Origin of the sequence: Roseateles sp. (genome assembly GCF_039595295.1) — a bacterium.
GTDB lineage: Bacteria > Pseudomonadota > Gammaproteobacteria > Burkholderiales > Burkholderiaceae_C > Roseateles.
The window spans coordinates 12,548-33,043 of sequence record NZ_JBCNLU010000016.1; the positions used below are offsets into that span (position 1 = coordinate 12,548).

The 20,496-nt window shown below is 69.2% G+C and carries 18 protein-coding genes; 8 read left to right on the top strand and 10 right to left on the bottom strand.

The genetic code is table 11. The features are described 5' to 3' along the window. The first annotated feature begins 349 nt into the window (after nucleotides 1–349). Nucleotides 350–2,872, top strand: a complete 2,523-nt coding sequence (locus ABDW59_RS13505) for an excinuclease ABC subunit UvrA (RefSeq protein ID WP_343630433.1) — start codon at nucleotides 350–352, stop codon at nucleotides 2,870–2,872. A gap of 232 nt (nucleotides 2,873–3,104) precedes the next feature. Then, the gene (locus tag ABDW59_RS13510) at nucleotides 3,105–4,229 is read left to right on the top strand and encodes a branched-chain amino acid ABC transporter substrate-binding protein (protein ID WP_343630358.1); all 1,125 of its coding nucleotides are present in this window, start codon (nucleotides 3,105–3,107) and stop codon (nucleotides 4,227–4,229) included. A 51-nt stretch (nucleotides 4,230–4,280) separates the two neighbouring features. On the opposite strand, the gene ABDW59_RS13515 is transcribed toward ABDW59_RS13510, so the two are convergent. Next, the gene (locus tag ABDW59_RS13515; protein WP_343630359.1) at nucleotides 4,281–5,681 is read right to left on the bottom strand and encodes an amino acid permease; all 1,401 of its coding nucleotides are present in this window, start codon (nucleotides 5,679–5,681) and stop codon (nucleotides 4,281–4,283) included. A 258-nt stretch (nucleotides 5,682–5,939) separates the two neighbouring features. On the opposite strand from ABDW59_RS13515, the gene ABDW59_RS13520 reads away from it, so the two are divergent. Together ABDW59_RS13520 and ABDW59_RS13525 are read left to right on the top strand one after the other, a co-directional pair. Beyond that, entirely contained in the window at nucleotides 5,940–6,425 is a 486-nt protein-coding gene (locus ABDW59_RS13520) for a hypothetical protein (RefSeq protein WP_343630360.1), read from the top strand. Continuing rightward, entirely contained in the window at nucleotides 6,328–6,744 is a 417-nt protein-coding gene (locus tag ABDW59_RS13525) for a DUF1902 domain-containing protein (RefSeq protein WP_343630361.1), read from the top strand. The genes ABDW59_RS13520 and ABDW59_RS13525 overlap by 98 nt, the downstream gene beginning before the upstream one ends. Here ABDW59_RS13525 and ABDW59_RS13530 read toward each other — a convergent pair. From ABDW59_RS13530 to ABDW59_RS13570, 9 genes are all read right to left on the bottom strand, one after another. Then, entirely contained in the window at nucleotides 6,741–7,232 is a 492-nt protein-coding gene (locus ABDW59_RS13530) for a DUF1579 domain-containing protein (RefSeq protein ID WP_343630362.1), read from the bottom strand. The genes ABDW59_RS13525 and ABDW59_RS13530 overlap by 4 nt on opposite strands. Before the next feature lie 120 nt (nucleotides 7,233–7,352). Then, nucleotides 7,353–8,672, bottom strand: coding sequence for a thymidine phosphorylase (gene deoA / locus ABDW59_RS13535; protein ID WP_343630363.1), 1,320 nt, complete (start codon nucleotides 8,670–8,672; stop codon nucleotides 7,353–7,355). Nucleotides 8,673–8,753: 81 nt separating this feature from the next. Then, the gene (deoC, locus tag ABDW59_RS13540) at nucleotides 8,754–9,530 is read right to left on the bottom strand and encodes a deoxyribose-phosphate aldolase (RefSeq protein WP_343630364.1); all 777 of its coding nucleotides are present in this window, start codon (nucleotides 9,528–9,530) and stop codon (nucleotides 8,754–8,756) included. A 166-nt stretch (nucleotides 9,531–9,696) separates the two neighbouring features. After that, the gene (locus tag ABDW59_RS13545) at nucleotides 9,697–10,554 is read right to left on the bottom strand and encodes a purine-nucleoside phosphorylase (protein WP_343630365.1); all 858 of its coding nucleotides are present in this window, start codon (nucleotides 10,552–10,554) and stop codon (nucleotides 9,697–9,699) included. Between the two features lie 89 nt (nucleotides 10,555–10,643). After that, nucleotides 10,644–11,084 (bottom strand): cytidine deaminase, encoded by a 441-nt coding sequence (cdd, locus tag ABDW59_RS13550; protein WP_343630366.1) that lies wholly within the window; start codon nucleotides 11,082–11,084, stop codon nucleotides 10,644–10,646. A 2-nt stretch (nucleotides 11,085–11,086) separates the two neighbouring features. Continuing rightward, nucleotides 11,087–12,052 (bottom strand): ABC transporter permease, encoded by a 966-nt coding sequence (locus tag ABDW59_RS13555; RefSeq protein WP_343630367.1) that lies wholly within the window; start codon nucleotides 12,050–12,052, stop codon nucleotides 11,087–11,089. Then, on the bottom strand, nucleotides 12,045–13,175 hold the full coding sequence (locus ABDW59_RS13560; protein WP_343630368.1) for an ABC transporter permease: 1,131 nt from the start codon (nucleotides 13,173–13,175) through the stop codon (nucleotides 12,045–12,047). The genes ABDW59_RS13555 and ABDW59_RS13560 overlap by 8 nt, the downstream gene beginning before the upstream one ends. Continuing rightward, nucleotides 13,172–14,755, bottom strand: coding sequence for an ABC transporter ATP-binding protein (locus ABDW59_RS13565; protein WP_343630369.1), 1,584 nt, complete (start codon nucleotides 14,753–14,755; stop codon nucleotides 13,172–13,174). Before ABDW59_RS13565 ends, ABDW59_RS13560 begins: the two co-directional genes overlap by 4 nt. A 34-nt stretch (nucleotides 14,756–14,789) precedes the next feature. Beyond that, the gene (locus ABDW59_RS13570) at nucleotides 14,790–15,785 is read right to left on the bottom strand and encodes a BMP family ABC transporter substrate-binding protein (RefSeq protein ID WP_343630370.1); all 996 of its coding nucleotides are present in this window, start codon (nucleotides 15,783–15,785) and stop codon (nucleotides 14,790–14,792) included. A 410-nt stretch (nucleotides 15,786–16,195) separates the two neighbouring features. On the opposite strand from ABDW59_RS13570, the gene ABDW59_RS13575 reads away from it, so the two are divergent. The 4 genes from ABDW59_RS13575 to ABDW59_RS13590 all read left to right on the top strand — a co-directional run bounded on the left by ABDW59_RS13575 (nucleotide 16,196) and on the right by ABDW59_RS13590 (nucleotide 20,476). Beyond that, the gene (locus ABDW59_RS13575) at nucleotides 16,196–16,501 is read left to right on the top strand and encodes a FeoA family protein (RefSeq protein ID WP_343630371.1); all 306 of its coding nucleotides are present in this window, start codon (nucleotides 16,196–16,198) and stop codon (nucleotides 16,499–16,501) included. Then, nucleotides 16,494–18,356 carry a ferrous iron transporter B gene (locus ABDW59_RS13580; RefSeq protein ID WP_343630372.1) on the top strand — a complete coding sequence of 621 codons (1,863 nt, stop codon included), beginning with the start codon at nucleotides 16,494–16,496 and terminating at the stop codon, nucleotides 18,354–18,356. The genes ABDW59_RS13575 and ABDW59_RS13580 overlap by 8 nt, the downstream gene beginning before the upstream one ends. Before the next feature lie 63 nt (nucleotides 18,357–18,419). Next, entirely contained in the window at nucleotides 18,420–20,255 is a 1,836-nt protein-coding gene (locus ABDW59_RS13585) for a DUF885 domain-containing protein (protein ID WP_343630373.1), read from the top strand. Further along, on the top strand, nucleotides 20,252–20,476 hold the full coding sequence (locus ABDW59_RS13590; RefSeq protein ID WP_343630374.1) for a SlyX family protein: 225 nt from the start codon (nucleotides 20,252–20,254) through the stop codon (nucleotides 20,474–20,476). Before ABDW59_RS13585 ends, ABDW59_RS13590 begins: the two co-directional genes overlap by 4 nt. Nucleotides 20,477–20,496 lie beyond the last annotated feature (20 nt).

The following is a 20,496-nucleotide window of genomic DNA, read 5'->3' on the forward strand; positions in this document are numbered from 1 at the left end:
GAAAAGCAGGATGCCGTCAGCACGGGAGTGTCGGCGGCATGGAGCGAATTTTCCATATTTATCAATTCATCGTCTAGCGGGAAATGACCGACCGGCCTGTCGGGCGATGACCTACAGACGGCACGTCGCCAGCGCAATCACCGCCCGGCACACCGCCTGCTACCGAGCCGGAGGGGCCGATACTCCAGCCCCTTTCGCCCCCGAACGCGCACAGCATCCGCCCGGAGATCACACCTTGGCCCGACGTCCTACCCGCCCTGCCACATCGCCGGTCCATCGCTCCGACAGCGTCGGCAGCGCCAGTCGCTCGAACGGCGCCGATCGCCCGGCCCGAGCCGCCTTCGTTCAGGTGCGCGGCGCCCGCGAGCACAACCTCAAGAACGTCGATGTCGACGTGCCGCGCGACGCGCTGGTGGTCTTCAGCGGCGTGTCCGGCTCCGGCAAGTCCTCGCTCGCCTTCGGCACGATCTACGCGGAAGCCCAGCGCCGCTACTTCGAATCGGTCGCGCCCTACGCGCGCCGGCTGATCGATCAGGTCGGCGTGCCCGCCGTCGACGCCATCGACGGTCTGCCGCCGGCGGTCGCCTTGCAGCAGCAGCGCGGCACGCCCAGCGCGCGCTCCTCGGTCGGCAGCGTGACGGGGCTGTCCTCGCTGCTGCGGATGCTCTACTCGCGCGCCGGCCGCTATCCGGCCAGGCAGCCGATGCTGTACGCGGAGGACTTCTCCCCCAACACACCGCAAGGCGCATGTCCGCACTGCCACGGCCTGGGACGCGTTTACGAGGCCACCGAGGCCTCGATGGTCCCCGACGACACACTGACCATCCGCGAGCGCGCCGTCGCCGCCTGGCCGCCGGCCTGGCACGGCCAGAACCTGCGCGACATCCTGGTCACCCTGGGCATCGACGTCGACAAGCCCTGGCGCGCGCTGCCGCGCAAGACGCGCGACTGGATCCTGTTCACCGACGAACAGCCCACCGTGCCCGTCTACGCCGGCTTCACGCCCGAGGAGACCCGCGATGCGTTGCGCCGCAAGATGGAGCCCAGCTACCAGGGCACGTTCAGCAGCGCGCGGCGCTACGTGATGCACACCTTCGCGACGACGCAGAGCGCGCTGATGAAGCGCCGCGTCTCGCGTTACCTGATCGGCGGCGCCTGCCCGGTCTGCGACGGACGGCGCCTCAAGCGCGAGGCGTTGTCGGTGACCTTCGGCGGACTGGACATCGGCACGCTGGCGCAGCTGCCGCTCGACAAACTGGCGGCGACGCTGGACGATGCCGGCGCGGTGGACGGCCTCAGCGAAGAGAAGCGCCTCGCGGCGCGGCGTCTGGTCGACGACGTGCTGATGCGGCTGCGTCCGCTGCTGAGCCTGGGACTCGGACACCTCTCGCTGGACCGCGCGACGCCGTCGGTCTCGCCCGGCGAGTTGCAACGGCTTCGCCTGGCGACGCAGATCTGCTCCAACCTGTTCGGCGTCGTCTACGTGCTGGACGAGCCTTCCGCCGGCCTGCATCCGGCCGACAGCGAATCGCTGCTCGCCTCGCTGCGGGCGCTGAAGGCGTCGGGCAACTCGGTCTTCGTCGTCGAGCACGATTTGACGCTGATGCGCGCCTCCGACTGGATCGTCGACGTGGGGCCGGCGGCGGGTGAGCTCGGCGGACGGGTGCTCTACAGCGGACCGCCCGAGGGCCTGCGCGACGTCGAGGAATCGCGCACGGCGGCCTATCTGTTCCCGCCCGCGAGCGAGCGTGCGCCGGCCGGCCGCAGCGCCCAGGCGGGCGAAGCCTCCGATGCGAGCCGCGCGCGCGCACGTCGCGTGCCCAAGGACTGGCTGCGGCTGGAAGGCGTCACGCAAAACAACCTCGACGGCGTGGACGCGGCCTTTCCGCTGAGCGTGTTCACAGTGGTGACGGGCGTGTCGGGCTCGGGCAAGTCCTCGCTGGTGAGCCGTGCGCTGGTGGACCTGGTCGGCGCGCATCTGGGCCATGAGCCCGTCTCCGTTGACGACGAGGACGAGGTCGAGAGCGACCTGCCGCAGGCCGCCGGCGGCCGCATCGCCGGCGGCGCGGACGGCATCCGCCGCCTTGTTCAGGTCGACCAGAAACCGATAGGCCGGACCCCGCGCTCCAACTTCGCGACCTACACCGGCCTGTTCGACCACGTGCGCAAGCTCTTCGCGGCGACGCCCGCGGCGCGCGCGCGCCGCTTCGATGCGGGACGCTTCTCCTTCAACGTGGCCAAGGGCCGCTGCGAGACTTGCGAGGGCGAGGGCTTCGTCAGCGTGGAGCTGCTGTTCATGCCCAGCGTGTTCGCGCCCTGCCCCAGCTGCCACGGCGCCCGCTACAACGAGGCCACGCTGAAGGTGCGCTACCGCGATCGCAGCATCGCGGACGTGCTCGGCATGACGGTGGACGGCGCCTTCGAGTTCTTCGCCGACGAGCCGGCGTTGGCGCGGCCGCTGGGTCTGCTGCGCGGCATCGGGCTGGGCTATCTGCGGCTGGGGCAGCCGGCGACGGAGCTCTCCGGTGGCGAGGCGCAGCGCATCAAGCTGGTCACCGAGCTGCAGCGCACGCAGCGCGGCCACACGCTCTACGTGCTGGACGAGCCCACCACCGGGCTGCATCCGTCCGACGTCGACAAGCTGATGGCGCAGCTGCGCGATCTGGTCGAGGCCGGTCACAGCGTGGTCGTCGTGGAGCACGAGATGCGCGTGGTCGCGGCGGCGGACTGGGTCATCGACCTGGGGCCGGGCGCGGGCGATGCCGGGGGACGCATCGTCGCGGCCGGCACGCCGGAGGCCGTCGCGGCAAGTGCGGATTCCCGCACCGCGCCGCATTTGCGGGCGGCCTTGGGCGAGGTGCCGGCGGCCTAGTCGCCGGAGCCTCCCGAGGCTCCGAGGCGCCGGTCGATTGCAGCGATCGGGTCGCTGCACCACGCGTGTTACTCCAAGCAAGTAGCCTGTTCAAGCGAGGTCCCGAGTCGGAGGGCCGGGACTACCATCGTGGTCTCCGCGTCTGGGCGATTCCCGGGCGCGGCGGATCGGCCCGCGGCCTGGAGACGCGGCGGGCCTGTGGTCTCACCGTCCACCTCTCCGAGGAAGTCACATGAACAAGACGACATTGAAACTGCTGGCGCTCGCGGCCGGCATGGCCGCGCTGGGCTGCCAGGCGCAGGAGCGCGTGCGCATCGGCTTCATGAGCCCCATCACCGGCCCGCAAGCGGGTTACGGCATCGACAACCGCGACGGCGCGGCACTCGCGATCAAGGAACTCAACGCCAAGGGCCTGAAGATCGCCGGCAAGCCGGTTCAGTTCGAGCTCGACATCAACGACGACACGGCCGATCCCCGCCAGGGCGTGCAGGTCGCGCAGACGCTGGTCGACAAGAAGATCCGCTTCGTCCTGGGGCCCTACAACTCGGGCGTCACGATGCCCGCCTCGCGCGTGTTCGCGGACGGCGGCGTGGTCGTGATGACGGTGGCGTCCAACCCCAAGATCACGACGCAGAACCAGACCAACCTGTTCCGCATCGGCGCGACCGACAACCAGCTCGGCGCCAAGATGGCCGTGTACGCGGCGCAGGACCTGAAGGTCAAGACGGTGGCCGTCATCGACGACCGCACCGCCTACGGCCAGGGCGTGGCACAGGAGTTCACCGCGCAGGCCGCGAAGCTGGGCATCAAGGTCGTGGCCAAGGAGTTCACCAACGACAAGGCGACGGACTTCAGCAGCATCCTGACCGCCATCAAGGCGGCCAAGCCCGACGCGATCTTCTACGGCGGCTATTCGGCGCAGGCCGGCCCGATGCTGCGTCAGCTGCGCGGTCTGGGCGTGACCGCGCCGATGTTGGGCGGCGACGGCATCTGCTCGACCGAGACGGCGACGCTGTCGCAGATCGCCGGCGACATGAACGTGTTCTGCACGCAAGGCGGTGCACTGATCGACCGCAGCGCCAAGGGCAAGCAGTTCATGGACAAGTACAAGGCCGAGTTCAAGCGCGATCCGCTGACCTACGCCGCGGCGTTCTATGACGGCGCCTACTTGCTGGCGACCGCGATGGAGGCCACGCAATCCACCGATCCGAAGAAAGTCGCGGACCACCTGGCCAAGTCCAGCTTCGCGGGCGTGGCTGGCGAGTACGCGTACGACGCCAAGCACGATCTGAAGTCCTCGGCGGTGACGGTGTTCACCTTCAAGGGCAAGGACGTCGTGCCGCTCAAGAGCCTGTGACGAGCCTCTGAGCAGGCCGGGGGCCCTGACGGGGCCCCCTTTCGATTCCGCCTACTTGGCCCGATGCAGCAGCGAGCGCCGGCGCGCATAGCCGAAGTAGACGATCAATCCCAGCCCCACCCAGACCGCGAACGCGATCCAGGTGGTGGCCTGCAGGAAGCTCATCAGCGTCACGCACAGGGCGACCGCGAGCAGCGGCACCACCGGCACGGCCGGGCAGCGGAAGGCGCGCGGCAGGTCGGGTCGGGTGCGGCGCAGCACGATGACCGCGATGGCGATCAGGCAGAAGGCGGCCAGGGTGCCGATGTTGATCAGCTCGGCCAGCACGTTCAGCGGCACCAGCGCCGCGATCAGGCCGAAGACGATGCCTACCAGCCAGGTCGCGAAGTACGGCGTGCCATGGCGCGGATGCAGCGTCGACAGGCGCGCGGGCAGCAGGCCGTCGCGCGACATCGCATAGATGATGCGGGTCTGGCCGTAGGCCATGACCAGGATCACCGTGGTCATGCCGACGATGGCGCCCAGGTCGACGAATCCGGCGACCCAGAGCTCGTTGGCCCGTTGCAGCGCGAGCGAGACCGGATGGTCGACGCCGGCGAAGTCCTGGAAGGGCACGATGCCCGTCATGATCAGCGACACCACGACGTAGAGCGCGGCGCACACCAGCAGCGAACCGATGATGCCGATGGGCAGGTCGCGGTCGGGTCGCTTGACCTCCTCGGCGGCGGAGGAGACGGCGTCGAAGCCGATGAAGGCGAAGAACACCAAGGCGGCGGCGCTGAGCACGCCGTTGGCGCCGAAGGGCGCGAAGGGCTGCCAGTTCTCGGGCCTGACGTGGCGGGCGCCGACGACGATGAACAGCAGCACGACGCCGATCTTCAGCGCCACCATGATGTTGTTGAGCCGGCTGGATTCGCGCATGCCCAGGGACAGCAGCCAGGTCAGCACCAGCACGATGGCGAAGGCCGGCAGGTTGAACCAGGTCTGCACGCCGGGCTGCGCGCCGGGCGCGGCGCTGAGCACGGTGGGCAGCGTCACGCCCAGGCCCGACAGCAGCGACTGGAAATAGCCGGACCAGCCGACCGCGACGGCGGAGACGGCCAGGCCGTACTCCAGCATCAGGTCCCAGCCGATGATCCAGGCGACCAGTTCGCCCAGCGTGGCGTAGCTGTAGGTGTAGACCGAGCCGGCGACGGGGATGGAGCTGGCGAACTCCGCATAGCAAAGCGCGGCGAAGGCGCAGGCCAGCGCGGCGATGACGAACGAGATGGTCAGCGCGGGGCCGGCGGTCAGCGCGCCGGTGCCGGTGAGCACGAAGATGCCGGTGCCGACGATGGCGCCGATGCCGATGAGCACGAGGTCGACGGGCCCGAGCACTTTCTTCAGGCCGTGGCCGGGGGAGCTGGCATGCGCCAGCAGCTCATCGAGATTCTTGGTACGGAACAGACTCAAAACTACTTCTCCTGCAGGCCGCGCGATCCGGGCGCCTGGCGCCCGAGTCGTCACGGAAGTCCACACTGTATGCGCGCGGATGGCGCATACCCGCTTCGGTGGGTCGACGTCCCCGGGAAGACGGACCTGCCGATGGGTGGATGCTGCGGGGGGAAGCGCTCTGCGGGAGCTGACTTAAAGATGCTGGCTGGTTCTGGCCACGTGGCTGGCGGCGCCTCCTGTCGTCCCAAGGAGTGAGGCCGTGATACCTTCGACCGGATGAGCACGAATTTCCCTGAAGACGAAGTCACCATCATTCAAGAGCCGCGCCTGTGGCGCGACGAGCGCTGGACGGCGCAGGTGATCAAGAACGAGGACGACGACGGCTGGGCCGTCGCCATGACGCTGCGCGGCGAGGCGGAACCCGCCCTCGTCGGCCCCTGGACCATGGGCCGCGACAAGAAGAACCCCAAGCCGCTGGACACGGCGGCTTTCAACACGTTGGTAAAGACGGCCAGCGAAGTGCTGCGCCGTCATGAGCAGCAATTGCATGCGCAGCTGCACAAGTCGCTGAAGCTGGACACGGAAGAAGGCCGGCTGGAGATCCTGCTGGACATCATCCCTGACGAGGACAACCCCTACGCCACGCTGACCGCCCGCAATGCCGATGGCGAGCAGCTCGCCCAGGTCCGCGTGCAGCCGAACTTCAGGTTCAGCGAGGCGAGCGCGGCGAAGTGGGTGGAGAGCGGGTTCATCAAGCCGTGACCGGTCCGGCCGAGCTACTGGATGGCGAGGCGCGGCCAAGTCCGGCCGATGTCGCCACGGCCTGGGTCCGCGGCTGGATCGTCTCCCGCAACGCGCCGCCCGCCGTCGATCACGGCACCCATTTCACGATCCCGGTCGGCTTGCCCGGCCACGTGATCCGTCACGTCTTCCCTGCCCTGCCGAATGGGATCCAGACGCATCCGTCTGGCTGGCGACTTCGGACGAAGTGCCAGGCCTTGTCACCGAGGCCGAGACCTTGGAGGCGCTGGAAGCGAAGCTGAAGGTGATGGTGCCGGAGCTGATCGACGCCAACGTCTAGTTCGTCCCTGACCGGCTGAACCGCATCACCCAATTGGTCTCCCAGGTCGCCCCGTCGTCAGCGGAGAAGGCCTGCTCCCATCGGGGCGCAGTCGCATCCTGCTTGTCCCAGGTGAAGCGGATTCGAATCGGACGACCGTCCAATTCGTCCTCGGCGAAGAACAAGCCGATGCCGCCCTCGAAGCGGCCTTTGACCGGGACGTCCAGCGCATGCGGCGCGCGGCCATCCAGCCACCAGATCGCCCATTGCCCCGTCGACGGATCGAACGATCGCATCGCCACCGCGCGATAGCGGCCTCCGGGCAAGTCGAGTTCGTTGTCCTCGAGATTTCCCAGCCCGCCCAGGATCGGACGAGTCGACGCGCGCCCCTCGAAGGACGTCCAGTCCTGGCAGCCGCTCAAGCGCTCATTCAAGCGGCGGTGCTGCACGGTCCAGTCGCCGAACTCGAAATCGAAGTCGTCGGCGCCGGGAATGGCGAAGCTGCTCATGGGAGGCCTCGGGTCGCAGTGGGAACGGCGGCCAGTGTGCGCGGGCGCCCTGCCTGGATTTGGCAGTTGCCCGTGCTCCGAGCAGCGAGCGGGCCCGAAGGCCCGGAGGCAGACTCGGGCTCAGCCCAGCTCGGCCAGCACCAGCGGCGACGAGCTCCACGCACCGCTCGCATCCTCGACCGTCATCGCCGCCTGCACCTGCGCGATCGCGCGCTCGGCGGCGGCTTCGTCGGCGGCATGCACCATCGCCAGCGGCTCGCCCGCGGCGACGACATCACCCAGCTGGCGCACCTCGCTCAACCCCACGCGCATGTCCAGCGCATCGCCCGGCAGGCGGCGTCCGCCGCCCAGCTCCACGATCACCAGGCCCACGTCGCGCGTCTTCATCGCGCTCAAGCGGCCGGCGCGCAATGCCGGTACCGCGCGCACCACCGGCGCGGACGCCAAGTAGGCATCCGGCTTCTCCAGCAAATCCGCCGGCCCGCCCAGCGCGGTCACCATCTTCGCGAAGCGCTCCGCCGCCGCGCCGCTGTCCAGCGCCGCCTGCAGCTTCACAGTCGCCGCCTGCGTGTCCGGCGCCAGGCCGCCCAGCACCAGCATCTCCGCGCCCAGCGCCAGCGTCAGCGCGTGGGTACGCGACTCGCGCGGCTTGCTGCCGGTCAGGTACTCGATCGCGCCGCGCACTTCCAGCGCGTTGCCGACCTCACGCCCCAGCACCTGGTTCATGTCCGTGATCAGCGCCCGAGTCCGCAGCCCCGCGCCCGTGGCGACGTCGACGATGCTACGCGCCAGCTCCTCGCCGAACTCGCGCGTCGCGGCGAAAGCGCCGTTGCCGCACTTCACGTCCATCGCCAGTCCCTGCAGGCCGGCGGCCAGCTTCTTGGACAGGATGCTCGCGGTGATCAACGGCACGCTCTCGACCGTGGCGGTGACGTCGCGCGTCGCATAGAAGCGGCGATCGGCGGGCGCCAGATCCGCCGTCTGGCCGATGATGGCCACGCCCAGCGTGCGCACCAGCTTGTCGAAATCAGCGAAGTCAGGCGCCGTCGTGTAGCCCGGGATCGCCTCCAGCTTGTCGACCGTGCCGCCCGTGTGGCCGAGACCCCGACCCGCGATCATCGGCACGTAGCCGCCGCAGGCCGCCACCAGCGGCGCCAGCATCAGGCTGATCTTGTCGCCCACGCCGCCGCTGGAATGCTTGTCCAGCACCGGGCCCGGCATGTCCGGCCACGCGAGCACCCGACCGCTGTTCATCATCGCGCGCGTCAGCGCGACCGCCTCGTCGCGGCCCATGCCGCGCAGGAACACCGCCATGCCCAGCGCCGCCACCTGACCCTCGCTCCAGCTGCCGTCCACCAGACCACGCACGAAGTGATTGATCTGCGCCTCGTCCAGCGCGAGGCCCTCGCGCTTCGCGCGGATGATTTCCTGAACCAGCATGTCTGCCTGCTTGTCGTTGTCGTTGTTGTCGTCGCCGTTGTCTCGCCGCGTGCCCAACCACGCGTCCGGCCGATTCAGGGCTCAGTACGCCGCGCTCACCGCCGCGCTGTCCTGCCCGGCCAGCACCGCTTCGATGTCGCTCAGCAGGCCGCTCGCGCCGAAGCGCATGCGGCGCGCGGTCAGCGCGTCCACGCCCAGTTCGGCTGCCGCCTGCTGCAGATAGCCGCGCGCATCCGCCACCGAGCGGATCCCGCCCGAGGCCTTGAAGCCCGCATTGCCCAGACCGCTCACCGCGATCTCGTGCAGCATGGTCTTGGCCGCCGCCGGCGTCGCCGACACCGAGCTCTTGCCGGTGCTCGTCTTCACGAAATCAGCCCCCGCCATCAGCGCCAGGCGCGTCGCCTCGGCGATGCGCTCGGACGAGTGCAGCTCGCCCGATTCGATGATGACCTTCAGCGTCAGCGGACGCGTCGCATGACGCACCTCGGCCAGGAACTCGGCGACCTCGCTGGACTGACCCGCGATCAGCGCGCGGTAAGGCAGCACCACGTCCACTTCCTGCGCGCCGGCTTGCGCGATCGATTCGATCTCGGCCAGCACGCGCGGCAGATCCAGGCTGCCGTCGGGGAAGTTGGCGACCGCGGCGACGCGGATGTCCGCCGGCAAGGTCGCCCGGGCCTGCGCCACGAACTTCGGCCACACGCACACGGCGGCCACATGACCGCGCTCCGGCGCGCCGACGGCGCGGGCGCACAGCGCCTCGATGTCGGCGGCCGTGTCGCCGTCGTTCAAGCTGGTCAGATCCAGGCATTGCAGCGCCAGTCGCGCCGCTTGTTCCAGACTCATCTCGGTCTTCATCTACTGCTCCCTACTGCTCTCACGCCTCGACGATCGGAGGCTGCGCGCGGCTGTCGGTGGCGCCGCGCCGGCCACGTTGCGGACGGAGGAACGCCCGGGCGCAGCGACCCGCTCACGCGGCTCGCCGCCGGGGCTTCTCCGGCCCCGATCTTGCGCCCGCCGGACCTCAGTCCTTGAGCGATTCCAGCGTCGCCAGCGAGGCCAAATACTGGCCCAGGAAGGCGGCGGCGCGCTCGCCCGAGGCCTTGGCCTGCTGCAGCGTCAGCGCGTGCGTCAGCGCCTCGTCGGACATGCCGGCGGCCATGTTGGTGATCAGCGCCAGACCGGCCACGCGCAGACCCGCATGGCGGGCCAGGATGGTCTCGGGCACGGTGCTCATGCCCACGGCATCGGCACCCCAGGCGGCGAACATGCGGATCTCGGCCGGCGTCTCGAAGTGCGGGCCCACGGCCCACACGTACACGCCCTCGGTCAGCACCATGTTGTGCTGCTGCGCGACCCTGAAGCCTTGCTGGCGCAGCTCCTTGTCGTAGGCCACGCTCAGGTCGCAGAAGCGGTCGCTGCCGCTCAGACCCGTCAGCGGCGAACGCTGCGGCGCATTGATGTGGTCCGAGATCAGCATCAGGCTGCCCGGCGGCTGGTGCGAGCGCAGGCTGCCCGACGCGTTCGTCAGCACCAGCACCTTCACGCCCCAGGCCTTCAGGCTGCGGATCGCGCCGGCCATGCCGGTGCAGTCGCCGCTCTCGTAGGTGTGCGCGCGGCCGCGCAGCATCGCCACGCGTTGCTGGCCGACGCGGCCCACCGCGATCTCGGCCACGTGGCCCTCGACCTTGGGCTGCGGGAAGGCGGGCAGCTCGGCATAGGCGAGGTTCTTGACCTCGTGCAGTTGGTCGACGGCGCCGGCCCAGCCGGAACCCAGCACCACGGCGACGTCCGGGGCGTGCTCGCCGAACGCGGACTTCAGGCGCTCGACGCTGGTGGTGATGGCGGCCGCGAGTTCGGCACCTTGCAGGGGCGTGGACATGGTTCTCTCTCCTGGTCGCGCGCGACGGGCGCGCGGCGTTTCATGTGAAGACCGGGCCTCGTGGGCCCGGCCGGTCGTCTGTGAGGCGCTCAGCTCGTCAGGTGGTCGGGACCGAAGCTGGCGGGCAGCAATTGCTCCAGCGTCCAGTGCGCGCGCACGCCGCTGGCGTCGCCCGCGATCACGATCAGGTCCTGCGGCTGGGCGAACTCGCGCAGCTTCTGCCGGCAGCCGCCGCAGGGGGTGATGATCTCCGAGCCCGCGCCCGTCACCATCACCGCGCGAGCGATGCGGCCGCCGCCCATGATCATGTGACCCAGCGCATTGGTCTCGGCGCACCAGCCTTGCGGATAGGCGGCGTTCTCGATGTTGCAGCCGGCATGGATGCGGCCGTGCTCGTCCAGCACCGCGGCGCCGACGAAGTACTTCGAGTACGGGGCATGCGAATGCTGACGCGCGTCCAGCGCGGCCTTCAGCATCTGCTGGATCAGATCCGCCGGCAGCGGAATCGAAGCGATCAGGTCTTGGCTCATGATCAACGCTCCTTCACGTACGGCTTGCTGAGCGCCTTGGGCGCGATCGCCTGGCCGATGAAGCCGGCCAGCAGGATCACGGTCAGGATGTAGGGCAGCGCCTGGATCAGCTGGACCGGCACCTCGCCGATGCCCGGCAGCGACACGCCCTGCAGGCGGATCGCGACGGCGTCCAGGAAGCCGAACAGCAGGCAGGCGCACAGCGTGGGCACCGGCTTCCACTTGCCGAAGATCATCGCGGCCAGCGCGATGAAGCCGCGGCCCGCGGTCATGTTGGGCGAGAACGAGGCGTTCTGCGCCAGCGTCAGATACGCGCCGCCCAGACCGCACAGCACACCGTTGATGGCCAGCGCCGCATAGCGCAGTCGCGGGACCGACACACCGGCGGCGTCGACCATGGCGGGGTTCTCGCCGACCGCGCGCAGGCGCAGACCGGGACGGGTGCGCTCCAGGAAGAACCACACCACGCCCACCAGCGCGAAGGCCAGATAGACCAGCAGGTTGTGGCTCAGCAGGCCGTGACCGATCAGCGAGGAGAACCAGCTGCCGGCCACCGGCTCGGCGAACTGCGGCAGCACGCCGGTGATGCGCTGGGCGGATTCGATGGGTGGCGTCTGGCCGCCCTGCGCGAACCAGGCGATGCCCAGCACCACGGTCAGGCCGGCCGCCACCATGTTCAGCGCGACGCCCGAGACCACCTGATCGCCGCGGTGCGTCACCGTCGCGAAGCCGTGGATCATCGACATCGCCACCGCCACGCCGATCGCGGCCAGCAGGCCCAGCGTCGTCGAGTGCGACACGCTGGCCATCGCCGCGGCCGCGAAGGCCGCCGCCAGCATCTTCCCTTCCAGACCGATGTCGACCACGCCGGAGCGCTCCGACACCAACCCCGCGAGCGCCGCGAACAGCAGCGGCGTGGTGACGCGCAGCGTCGACGCCAGCACGGAGCCGATCAGCACCTCATCCATTGGACTTCCCCCCGGCGACGCGCTGACGCGCCACCATCGCATAGAGCTTGGCGAACATGGGCGCGCTCACCATGGCCATCGCGCCGGCGAACAGCACGATCAGGCCTTGCACCGTCACCACCATCTCGCGGCTGAAACCGGGCACCTCGAAGGAAACCTCGACCCCGCCCTGATACAGCGTGCCGAAGAGCAGCGAGGCCAGCACGATGCCCACCGGGTGATTGCGGCCCATCAGCGCCACGGCAATGCCCGTGAAACCGGCGCCGGCAACGAAGTCCAGCGTCAGCTTGCCCTGCACGCCGGCGATCTCGTTGACGCCGACCAGACCGGCCAGCGCGCCCGACAGGCCCATCGCGGCCAGCACCTGCCAGCGCGGACGGATGCCGGCGTAATGCGCCGCCGTCGGATTCGAGCCCACCGCGCGCAGCACGTAGCCGGCGCGGCTCTTCCACAGGAACCACCAGACGAAGACGCAGGCCAGCAGTGCCAGCAGGATGGACAGGTTCAGCGGCGAGGACGGCCATTCGACGCCCAGCTTGGCCAGCAGCTCGTGCACCGCGGGCATGCGGGCGGAGTCGGCGAAGGCATCGCTCTCCACCGACATCGAGCCGTTCGGGCGCAGCCAGTTCACCAGCAGATAGCCGTTCAGGCTGGCCGCCAGGAAGTTGAACATGATGGTGGTGATCACCACATGGCTGCCGCGCCAGGCCTGCAGATAGCCGGGCACCGCGGCCCACAGCATGCCGAAGACGGCCGCGGCCACGATGGCCAACGGGATCATCACGACGCCGGGCAGCTTGGGCCCCAACCACAGCGACAGCAGCGCCACGCCGATGCCGCCCAGGGTCGCCTGCCCTTCCCCGCCGATGTTGAACAGCCCGCCGTGGAAGGCCACGGCCACGGCCAGGCCGGTGAAGATGAACGTCGTCGTGTAGTACAGCGTGTAGCCCAGGCCGCGGGCGCTGCCCAGCGCGCCGTCGAGCAGCACCGTCAGCGCCTGTACCGGGCTCGCGCCGATCAGCAGCACCACGCCGCCGGCGACCGCCATCGCGATCAGCAGGTTCCACAGCGGCAGCAGCACCAGGTCCATCCAGCGCGGCATCTGCAAGGCTTGGCTACTCATGCGGCGGTCTTCTCTTGGGTCGGGGAGGCCGCCATCAGCAGGCCCAGGTTCTTCTCGGAGCAGTCCTCGATGGCGAGCTCTCCGGTGATGCGGCCGGCGTTCATGACGACCACGCGGTCGGCCAGGGCCAGGATCTCGTCGAGCTCGCTGGACACCAGCAGCACGGCGCAGCCCGCGTCGCGCAGACGGCGCAGCTGGTTGTGGATGAATTCGATGGCGCCGATGTCCACGCCGCGCGTGGGCTGGCCCACCAGCAGCACGGCCGGCTGCTGGCCGATTTCGCGCGCCAGGATCAGCTTCTGCTGATTGCCGCCGGAGAACTTGGACGAGCCCAGCTCCGCATTGCGCGGGCGGACGTCGAAGCGCTCCATCATCTCGGCCGTCTTGGCGCGCAGATGGCCCTGGTCCATGCCCAGGCCGAAGGGGCCGGCGCGGTACTGGTCCTGCTCGTGATAACCCAGCGCGGCGGTCTCCCACGCGGGGAAGCTCAGCACCATGCCCAGCGCATGGCGGTCCTCGGGCACGTGCGCGAGCTTCAGATCACGCGCGGTGCTCGGATCCATCCAGGACGCGGCATGGAAGTCGCGGCCCGCGACATGCAGCGTTCCGGCATCCGGCGCGCGCATGCCCGCCAGCACTTCCAGCAGCTCGCTCTGGCCGTTGCCCGACACGCCGGCCACGCCGACGATCTCGCCCGGGCGCAGCGACAGCGTCGCGTTGCTCAGCAGGTGAACGCCGGAGCCGGTCTCGCCGCTGGCCACGGTCAGGCCCTCGGCGCGCAGCACCGGTCGATCGGAGTGCGGCTTGGCGGCGCCGCCGTCGCGGCCCAGATTGACCTTGCGGCCGACCATGCTCTCGGCCAGCGCCTCGGGGCTGGTGTCGCCGATGGCGACGGTCTCGATCACGGTGCCCGCGCGCATCACGGTGACCGCGTCGCACAGCGCCATGACTTCGCGCAGCTTGTGCGTGATCAGCAGGATCGTGGTGCCGCGCTCGCGCAGACGGCGCAGCACCTCGAAGAGCTGGTCCGTCTCCTGCGGGGTGAGCACCGCGGTGGGCTCGTCCAGGATCAGGATGCGGGCGCCGCGATACAGCGCCTTCAGGATCTCCAGCCGCTGCAGCTCACCGACGGGCAGATCCGCGACGGTCGCGTCCAGGCGCACCGTCAGGCCGGTGTCGCGCATCAGCGCTTCCAGCTCCCGGCGCACCTGCTTCTTGGCGCGCGACAGGAAGAACGCGGGCTCGGCGCCCAGCATCACGTTGTCCAGCGCGGACAGCGTGTCCACCAGCATGAAATGCTGATGGACCATGCCGATGCCCAGCGCGATGGCCTGGTGCGAATTGGCGATGGAGACGCGCTGGCCGTCGACCTCGATGTGGCCCTCGTCGGCGTGGTAGTAGCCGTAGAGGATGGCCATCAGCGTGCTCTTGCCGGCGCCGTTCTCGCCGACCAGGCCGTGCACGGTGCCGGGCATGACCGACAGCGACACCGCCCGGTTGGCCTGCACCGCGCCGAAGCGCTTGGAGATGTCGCACAGGCGTACCGCGGGCGCGGCGCCGCCGCGTGTGGGCTCTGTCATGGTGAGGAAGCGTGCGGAAGCGCGGGGCGCGGAATCAGTTCTTGCAGGCGTTGTCCGCCATGTAGTCGGCGACCTTGATCTTGCCGGCGATGATGTCGGCCTTGAGCGCGTCGACCTTGGCCTTGACCGCCGGGGCGATCAGCTTGGCGTTGTTCTGGTCGACGGCGTACTCGACGCCGCCTTCCTTCAGGCCCAGCACGTTGATGCCGGGCTTCCATTCCTTGAGCACGTTGTAGACGGCCACGTCCACGCGCTTGACCATGGAGCTCAGCATGGTGCCGGGCTGCAGGTGGTTCTGGTTGCTGTCCACGCCGATGGCGAATTTGCCCGCGTCCTTGGCGGCCTGGTAGACACCGACGCCGGTGCCGCCCGCCGCGGCGAAGACCACGTCCACGCCCTTGGCGAACTGCGCCTTGGCCAGCTCGCCGCCGCGGGTCGGGTCGTTCCAGGACGAGGCGGTCGTGCCGGTCATGTTCTTGAAGACCTCGACCTTGGGGTTGGCCGCCTTGGCGCCCTGCTCATAGCCGCACTCGAACTTGCGGATCAGCGGGATGTCCATGCCGCCCACGAAGCCGACCTTGGCGGTCTTGCTGGTCAGCGCGGCCAGCGCGCCGACGAGGAAGCTGCCCTCTTGTTCCTTGAACAGCACCGACTGCACGTTGGGCTGGTTGACGCGCTCGTCGATGATGACGAACTTGGTCTTGGGGAAGTCCTTGGCGACCTGGTTCAGCGCCGAGGCCTGGGCGAAGCCCACCGAGATGATGGGGCTGGCGCCGCGCTCGGCCATGCGGCGGATCGCCTGCACGCGCTGGGTCTCGTTGGAGATCTCGAACTCCAGGTACTTGCCGCCGGTGTCCTTCTTCCATTGCTCGACGCCGCGGTAGGCGGCCTCGTTGAAGGACTTGTCGAACTTGCCGCCCATGTCGAAGATCACCGCTGGCGTCGTGGCCTGAGCGGCCGCCGTGCCGGAAACCGCCAGCAGCAGGCCGGCCAGCGTGATCGAAGTGAGCGACAGGGAGGGCTTCATCATTGCGGTCTCAATGCGACAAATGGGGGATCCGCGAGCATGCACGATTCGGGCCACAGGGACCACCTCGACCTGCCAGGGCCAGCGGAACGCCGCGCATCCAGGACCACCGATGAACAGCTGGCATGGAGCACGCGGCGCATTCTAAGAAGGCGGGAGTGTAAGCCACGTCAAGGAAAACGCTAAACGTTTGCGGACACGTCAAAGCTGGGGCCGCTTCACTAATTCAGGTCGTTGCGCCGCTCTGGGAAACCCGATCCGGGGCGATGTCCGCGCAGCGCGGCGCGGCACGTTCGCGCCGCTCGCTCTGCGCCCCAGGATTCATCGAAGCCTCACCTTCTCCTGCCACAACAAGTTGAGAATTACTATCATTTAGAATCTCTCGCTTCGCAGGTTCGCAGGCTTCCGCTGACATGAGCGCTGTTCTCCCCATCCCCACCCTCGCCCAGGCCGCCATCGGCCAGGCGCACCGCGTCAAGGCGCTCGAGGCCCCGGCCCATGCCCCGGAATGGAAGCAATGGTTGGAAGAACTGGGTTTCGTCCCCGGTGAGCACGTCGCCGTGCTGGCGCGCGCCATGCCCGGCGCCGACCCGCTGGTGGTGCGCATCGGCCAGTCGACCTTTGCCCTACGCCGCGCCGAAGCGGATTGCGTGCAGCTGGCCGAGGGCTCGCCGACCGGCCTGACGGTCGACCTGCCCGCGGGAGCCGCGCATGCGTGAGGCGGTCGTCCACATCCATCCGTCCGGGCCGCTGCTGGCGCTGGTCGGGAATCCGAACTGCGGCAAGACCGCGCTGTTCAACCGCCTGACGGGCAGCCGCCAGAAGGTCGCCAACTACGCCGGCGTGACCGTCGAGCGCAAGGAAGGCAAGCTCAAGACCGCCGCCGGCAAGCTGCTGCGCGTGCTGGACCTGCCGGGCACCTACTCGCTCTATCCGCGCTCGCCCGACGAGCGCGTCACTGTCGACGTGCTGGCTGGCCGCGCCACCGGCGAGAAGCGCCCCGACCTCATCGTCTGCGTGCTGGACGCGACCAACCTGCGCCGCAACCTGCGCCTGTTCCTGTCCGTGCAGCGCCAAGGCCTGCCCTGCGTCGTCGCGCTGAACATGGCCGACCTGGCCAAGCGCCGCGGCATCGAGGTGGACACCGCCAAGATGAGCGCGCTGCTGGGCGTGCCGGTGATCCGCACCGTGGCGACCGACGGCGACGGCCTTGAGGAATTGCGCTCGGTGCTGGACCAGCCCGAGCTGTGGGCCACCGCGACGCCGGTGCCCGAGGGCGAGGACACCGCGCGCATCAACCACGTGCTCAAGGAACTCGGCCTGGACGCACTGCAGGGCGAACTGCCCAGCGACAAGGTCGACCGCGTGGTGCTGCATCCGGTGCTGGGACCGATCATCCTGGCGGTGCTGCTGTTCTTCCTGTTCCAGGCGGTGTTCGCGTGGGCGGAGGTGCCCAAGGAATGGATCGAGGCCGGCACCGGCTGGCTGGGCGAGCAGGCGACCGCGCTGCTGCCGGACGGCCATCTGCGCAGCCTGGTCGTCGACGGTCTGATCGCGGGCGTGGGCGGCGTGCTGGTCTTCCTGCCGCAGATCCTGATCCTGTTCTTCTTCATCCTGATCCTCGAGGAATCGGGCTACCTGCCGCGCGCGGCCTTCCTGCTGGACCGGATCATGGGCTCGGTGGGCCTGTCGGGCCGCAGCTTCATTCCGCTGCTGTCCAGCTTCGCCTGCGCGATTCCCGGGATCATGGCCACGCGCTCGATCGCCAATTCGCGCGACCGGCTGGTGACCATCCTGATCGCGCCGCTGATGACCTGCTCGGCGCGGCTGCCGGTGTACGCGCTACTGATCGGCGCCTTCATCCCGCAGCGCGAGCTCTGGGGCGGCATCGAGCTGCAGGGGCTGGTGCTCTTCGTCCTGTACTTCGCCGGCATCATCGCGGCGATGGCGGTGGCCTGGCTGCTCAAGCGCTTCACCGACGCGGGCCGTCAGGTGCGGCCGCTGATGATGGAGCTGCCCAGCTACCACTGGCCGCATGTGCGCAACATCGCCATCGGCCTGTGGCAGCGCGCGGAGATCTTCCTCAAGCGCGTGGGCGGCATCATCCTGGCGCTGACCCTGCTGCTGTGGTTGCTGTCGACCTTCCCGGGCGCGCCGGAAGGCGCCACGGGCCCGGCCATCCAGTACAGCTTCGCCGGCTACCTGGGCCGCGGCCTGGCCTGGATCTTCGAGCCCATCGGCTTCAACTGGCAGATCAGCCTGGCGCTGGTGCCGGGCATGGCGGCGCGCGAGATCGTCGTCAGCGCGCTGGGCACGGTCTACGCGCTGTCCGGCGGCGACGACGCGGCGCAAGCCCTGACCCCGTTGATCGCCTCGACCTGGGGCCTGCCGACGGCCTTCTCGCTGCTGGCCTGGTTCATCTTCGCGCCGCAGTGCCTGTCCACGATCGCGGCCGTCAAGCGCGAGACCGGCGGCTACAAGATCCCGGCGATCATGCTGGCCTACCTGTTCGCGCTGGCCTACGCCGCGTCCTACGTGACCTTCCACGTCACGCGCTGGTTCGTGGGCGGCTGATCGCACTCGCCATCGCACTCACCCTCACGTGCCGCGCCGGGAGCAGCGCTATGCTCCCGGCCCATGACGAACCGCTCTTCCCTCTCCCTGCTGGCGCTGGCCGCGCTGATCGCCATCGGCGCGAGCGCCCCGGCCCTCGCCGCCGACGCGCAGCCTGCCGCCGCGGCCAAGTCCGCGCCCGAGGCCGCCGCTGAGGCGGACCTCGACGCCGACACCCGTTTCCAACGCCTGGCCAACGACTACATCGAGGCCCTGTGGAAGCAGGAGCCCGATGCCGCCATCGCCGCCGGCCGTTATGAATTCGCCGACCGCCTGCCCGCCCCCGACCGCGCCAATCGCGCGCAGGCGCTGGCCTTCGCGGGGCAATGGCTCAAGCGCTTCGAGGCGGTCGACGCCAAGACGCTGAGCGCGGCCTCGCGCACCGATCTGGGCCAGCTGCTGAACAAGCTGCGCAGCGACCGCTTCGCGCTGACCGAGCTGCGTCAGTTCGAATGGGACCCGTCGGTCATCAACATCGCCGGTCCGCTGGACTACGTGCTGACCACCGACTACGCGCCGCTGCCGGTTCGTCTCAAGGTGATCTCGGCCCGACTGGTGCAGGTGCCGGCCTACTACAAGGCAGGCGCCTCGCTGCTCAAGCAGCCGACGCTGGAGCACACCCAGCTCGCCATCGATCAGGCGCCCGGCGTGCTGAGCGTGCTCGACGAGATCGCCAAGGCCGCGCAGGGGCCGGACGCGGCCTCGCTGGGTGCCGCCGAGCGCAAGCAGCTGCTGGACCGCATCGCCGCGGCGCGCGTTGCCGTCAACGGCTACAAGGCGCAGCTGACGCGGCTGCTGGCGACGGGCAAGGCCGGCGGCAAGGCGCGCAGCTTCCGGCTGGGTCAGGCGCTGTACGAGAAGAAATTCGGCTACGACATCCAGTCCTCGCATTCCGCGGAGCAGATGTACCAGCGCGCGCTGAAGGCGCGTGAGGCGCTGCTCACGCAGATGGCGGAGATCTCCGACAAGCTGTGGACGCAGACCCTGGGCGACGCGCCCAAGCCCGAGGACCGCTACGCGCGCATCGGCGCGGTGATCGGCAAGCTGTCGGAGCAGCACGTCAAGCGCGAGGACTTCGTCAAGGAGATCCGCGCCCAGATCCCCGAGCTGGAGCGCTTCATCACGAAGCACGACCTGCTGACGCAGGACGCCTCCAAGCCGCTGATCGTGCGCGAGACGCCAGTCTATCAACGCGGCGTCGCCGGCGCCGGCATCGAAGCGCCCGGCCCCTATCGGCCGCAGGACCGTACCTACTACAACGTCACGCCGCTGGACGACCTGACGCCGGAGCAGGCGGAGAGCTCGCTGCGCGAGTACAACCGCTGGATCCTGCAGATCCTCAACATCCACGAGGCGGTGCCCGGCCATTACACGCAGCTGGTGCATGCCAACAAATCACCGTCGCTGGTGAAGACGCTGTTCGGCAACGGCGCGATGGTCGAGGGCTGGGCGGTCTATGGCGAGCGGATGATGCTGGAGGCCGGCTACGGCGACAACGCGCCCGAGATGTGGCTGATGTGGGGCAAGTGGAATCTGCGCAGCGTCACCAACACCATCCTGGACTACAGCGTCCACGTGCTGGGCATGACCGAGGCGCAGGCGCTGGACCTGCTGCAGCGTCAGGCCTTCCAGACCGAGCGCGAGGCGCGTGAGAAGTGGCGCCGGGTGCAACTGACCTCGGTGCAGCTGACCAGCTACTTCAGCGGCTACAGCGACATCATGGAGCTGCGCGATCAGCGCAAGCAGGCGCTGGGCGCGTCCTTCAAGCTGAAGGACTTCCATGAGCAGTTCCTGAGCTACGGGAACGCGCCGGTGCCGGTGATCGCCGAGCTGATGTCGCAGCCCAAGGGCAAGCCATGAGCGGCGAGACCGTCCAGCAGCTCGAGGCTCGGGTGACCGAGCTCGAGATCAAGGCCAGCTTCGCCGAGGATCTGGTGGATCACCTGAACGCGCAGGTGGCGCGGCAGCAGGATCAGATCGATGCGCTGGTGCGGGAGATCACGCAGTTGCGCCGGCAGATGCCGGAGAGCCGCGGCGACGCTCCTGGCAGCCTGCGGGACGAGCTGCCGCCGCATTACTGATCGGGCGCGAAGACCCTCTC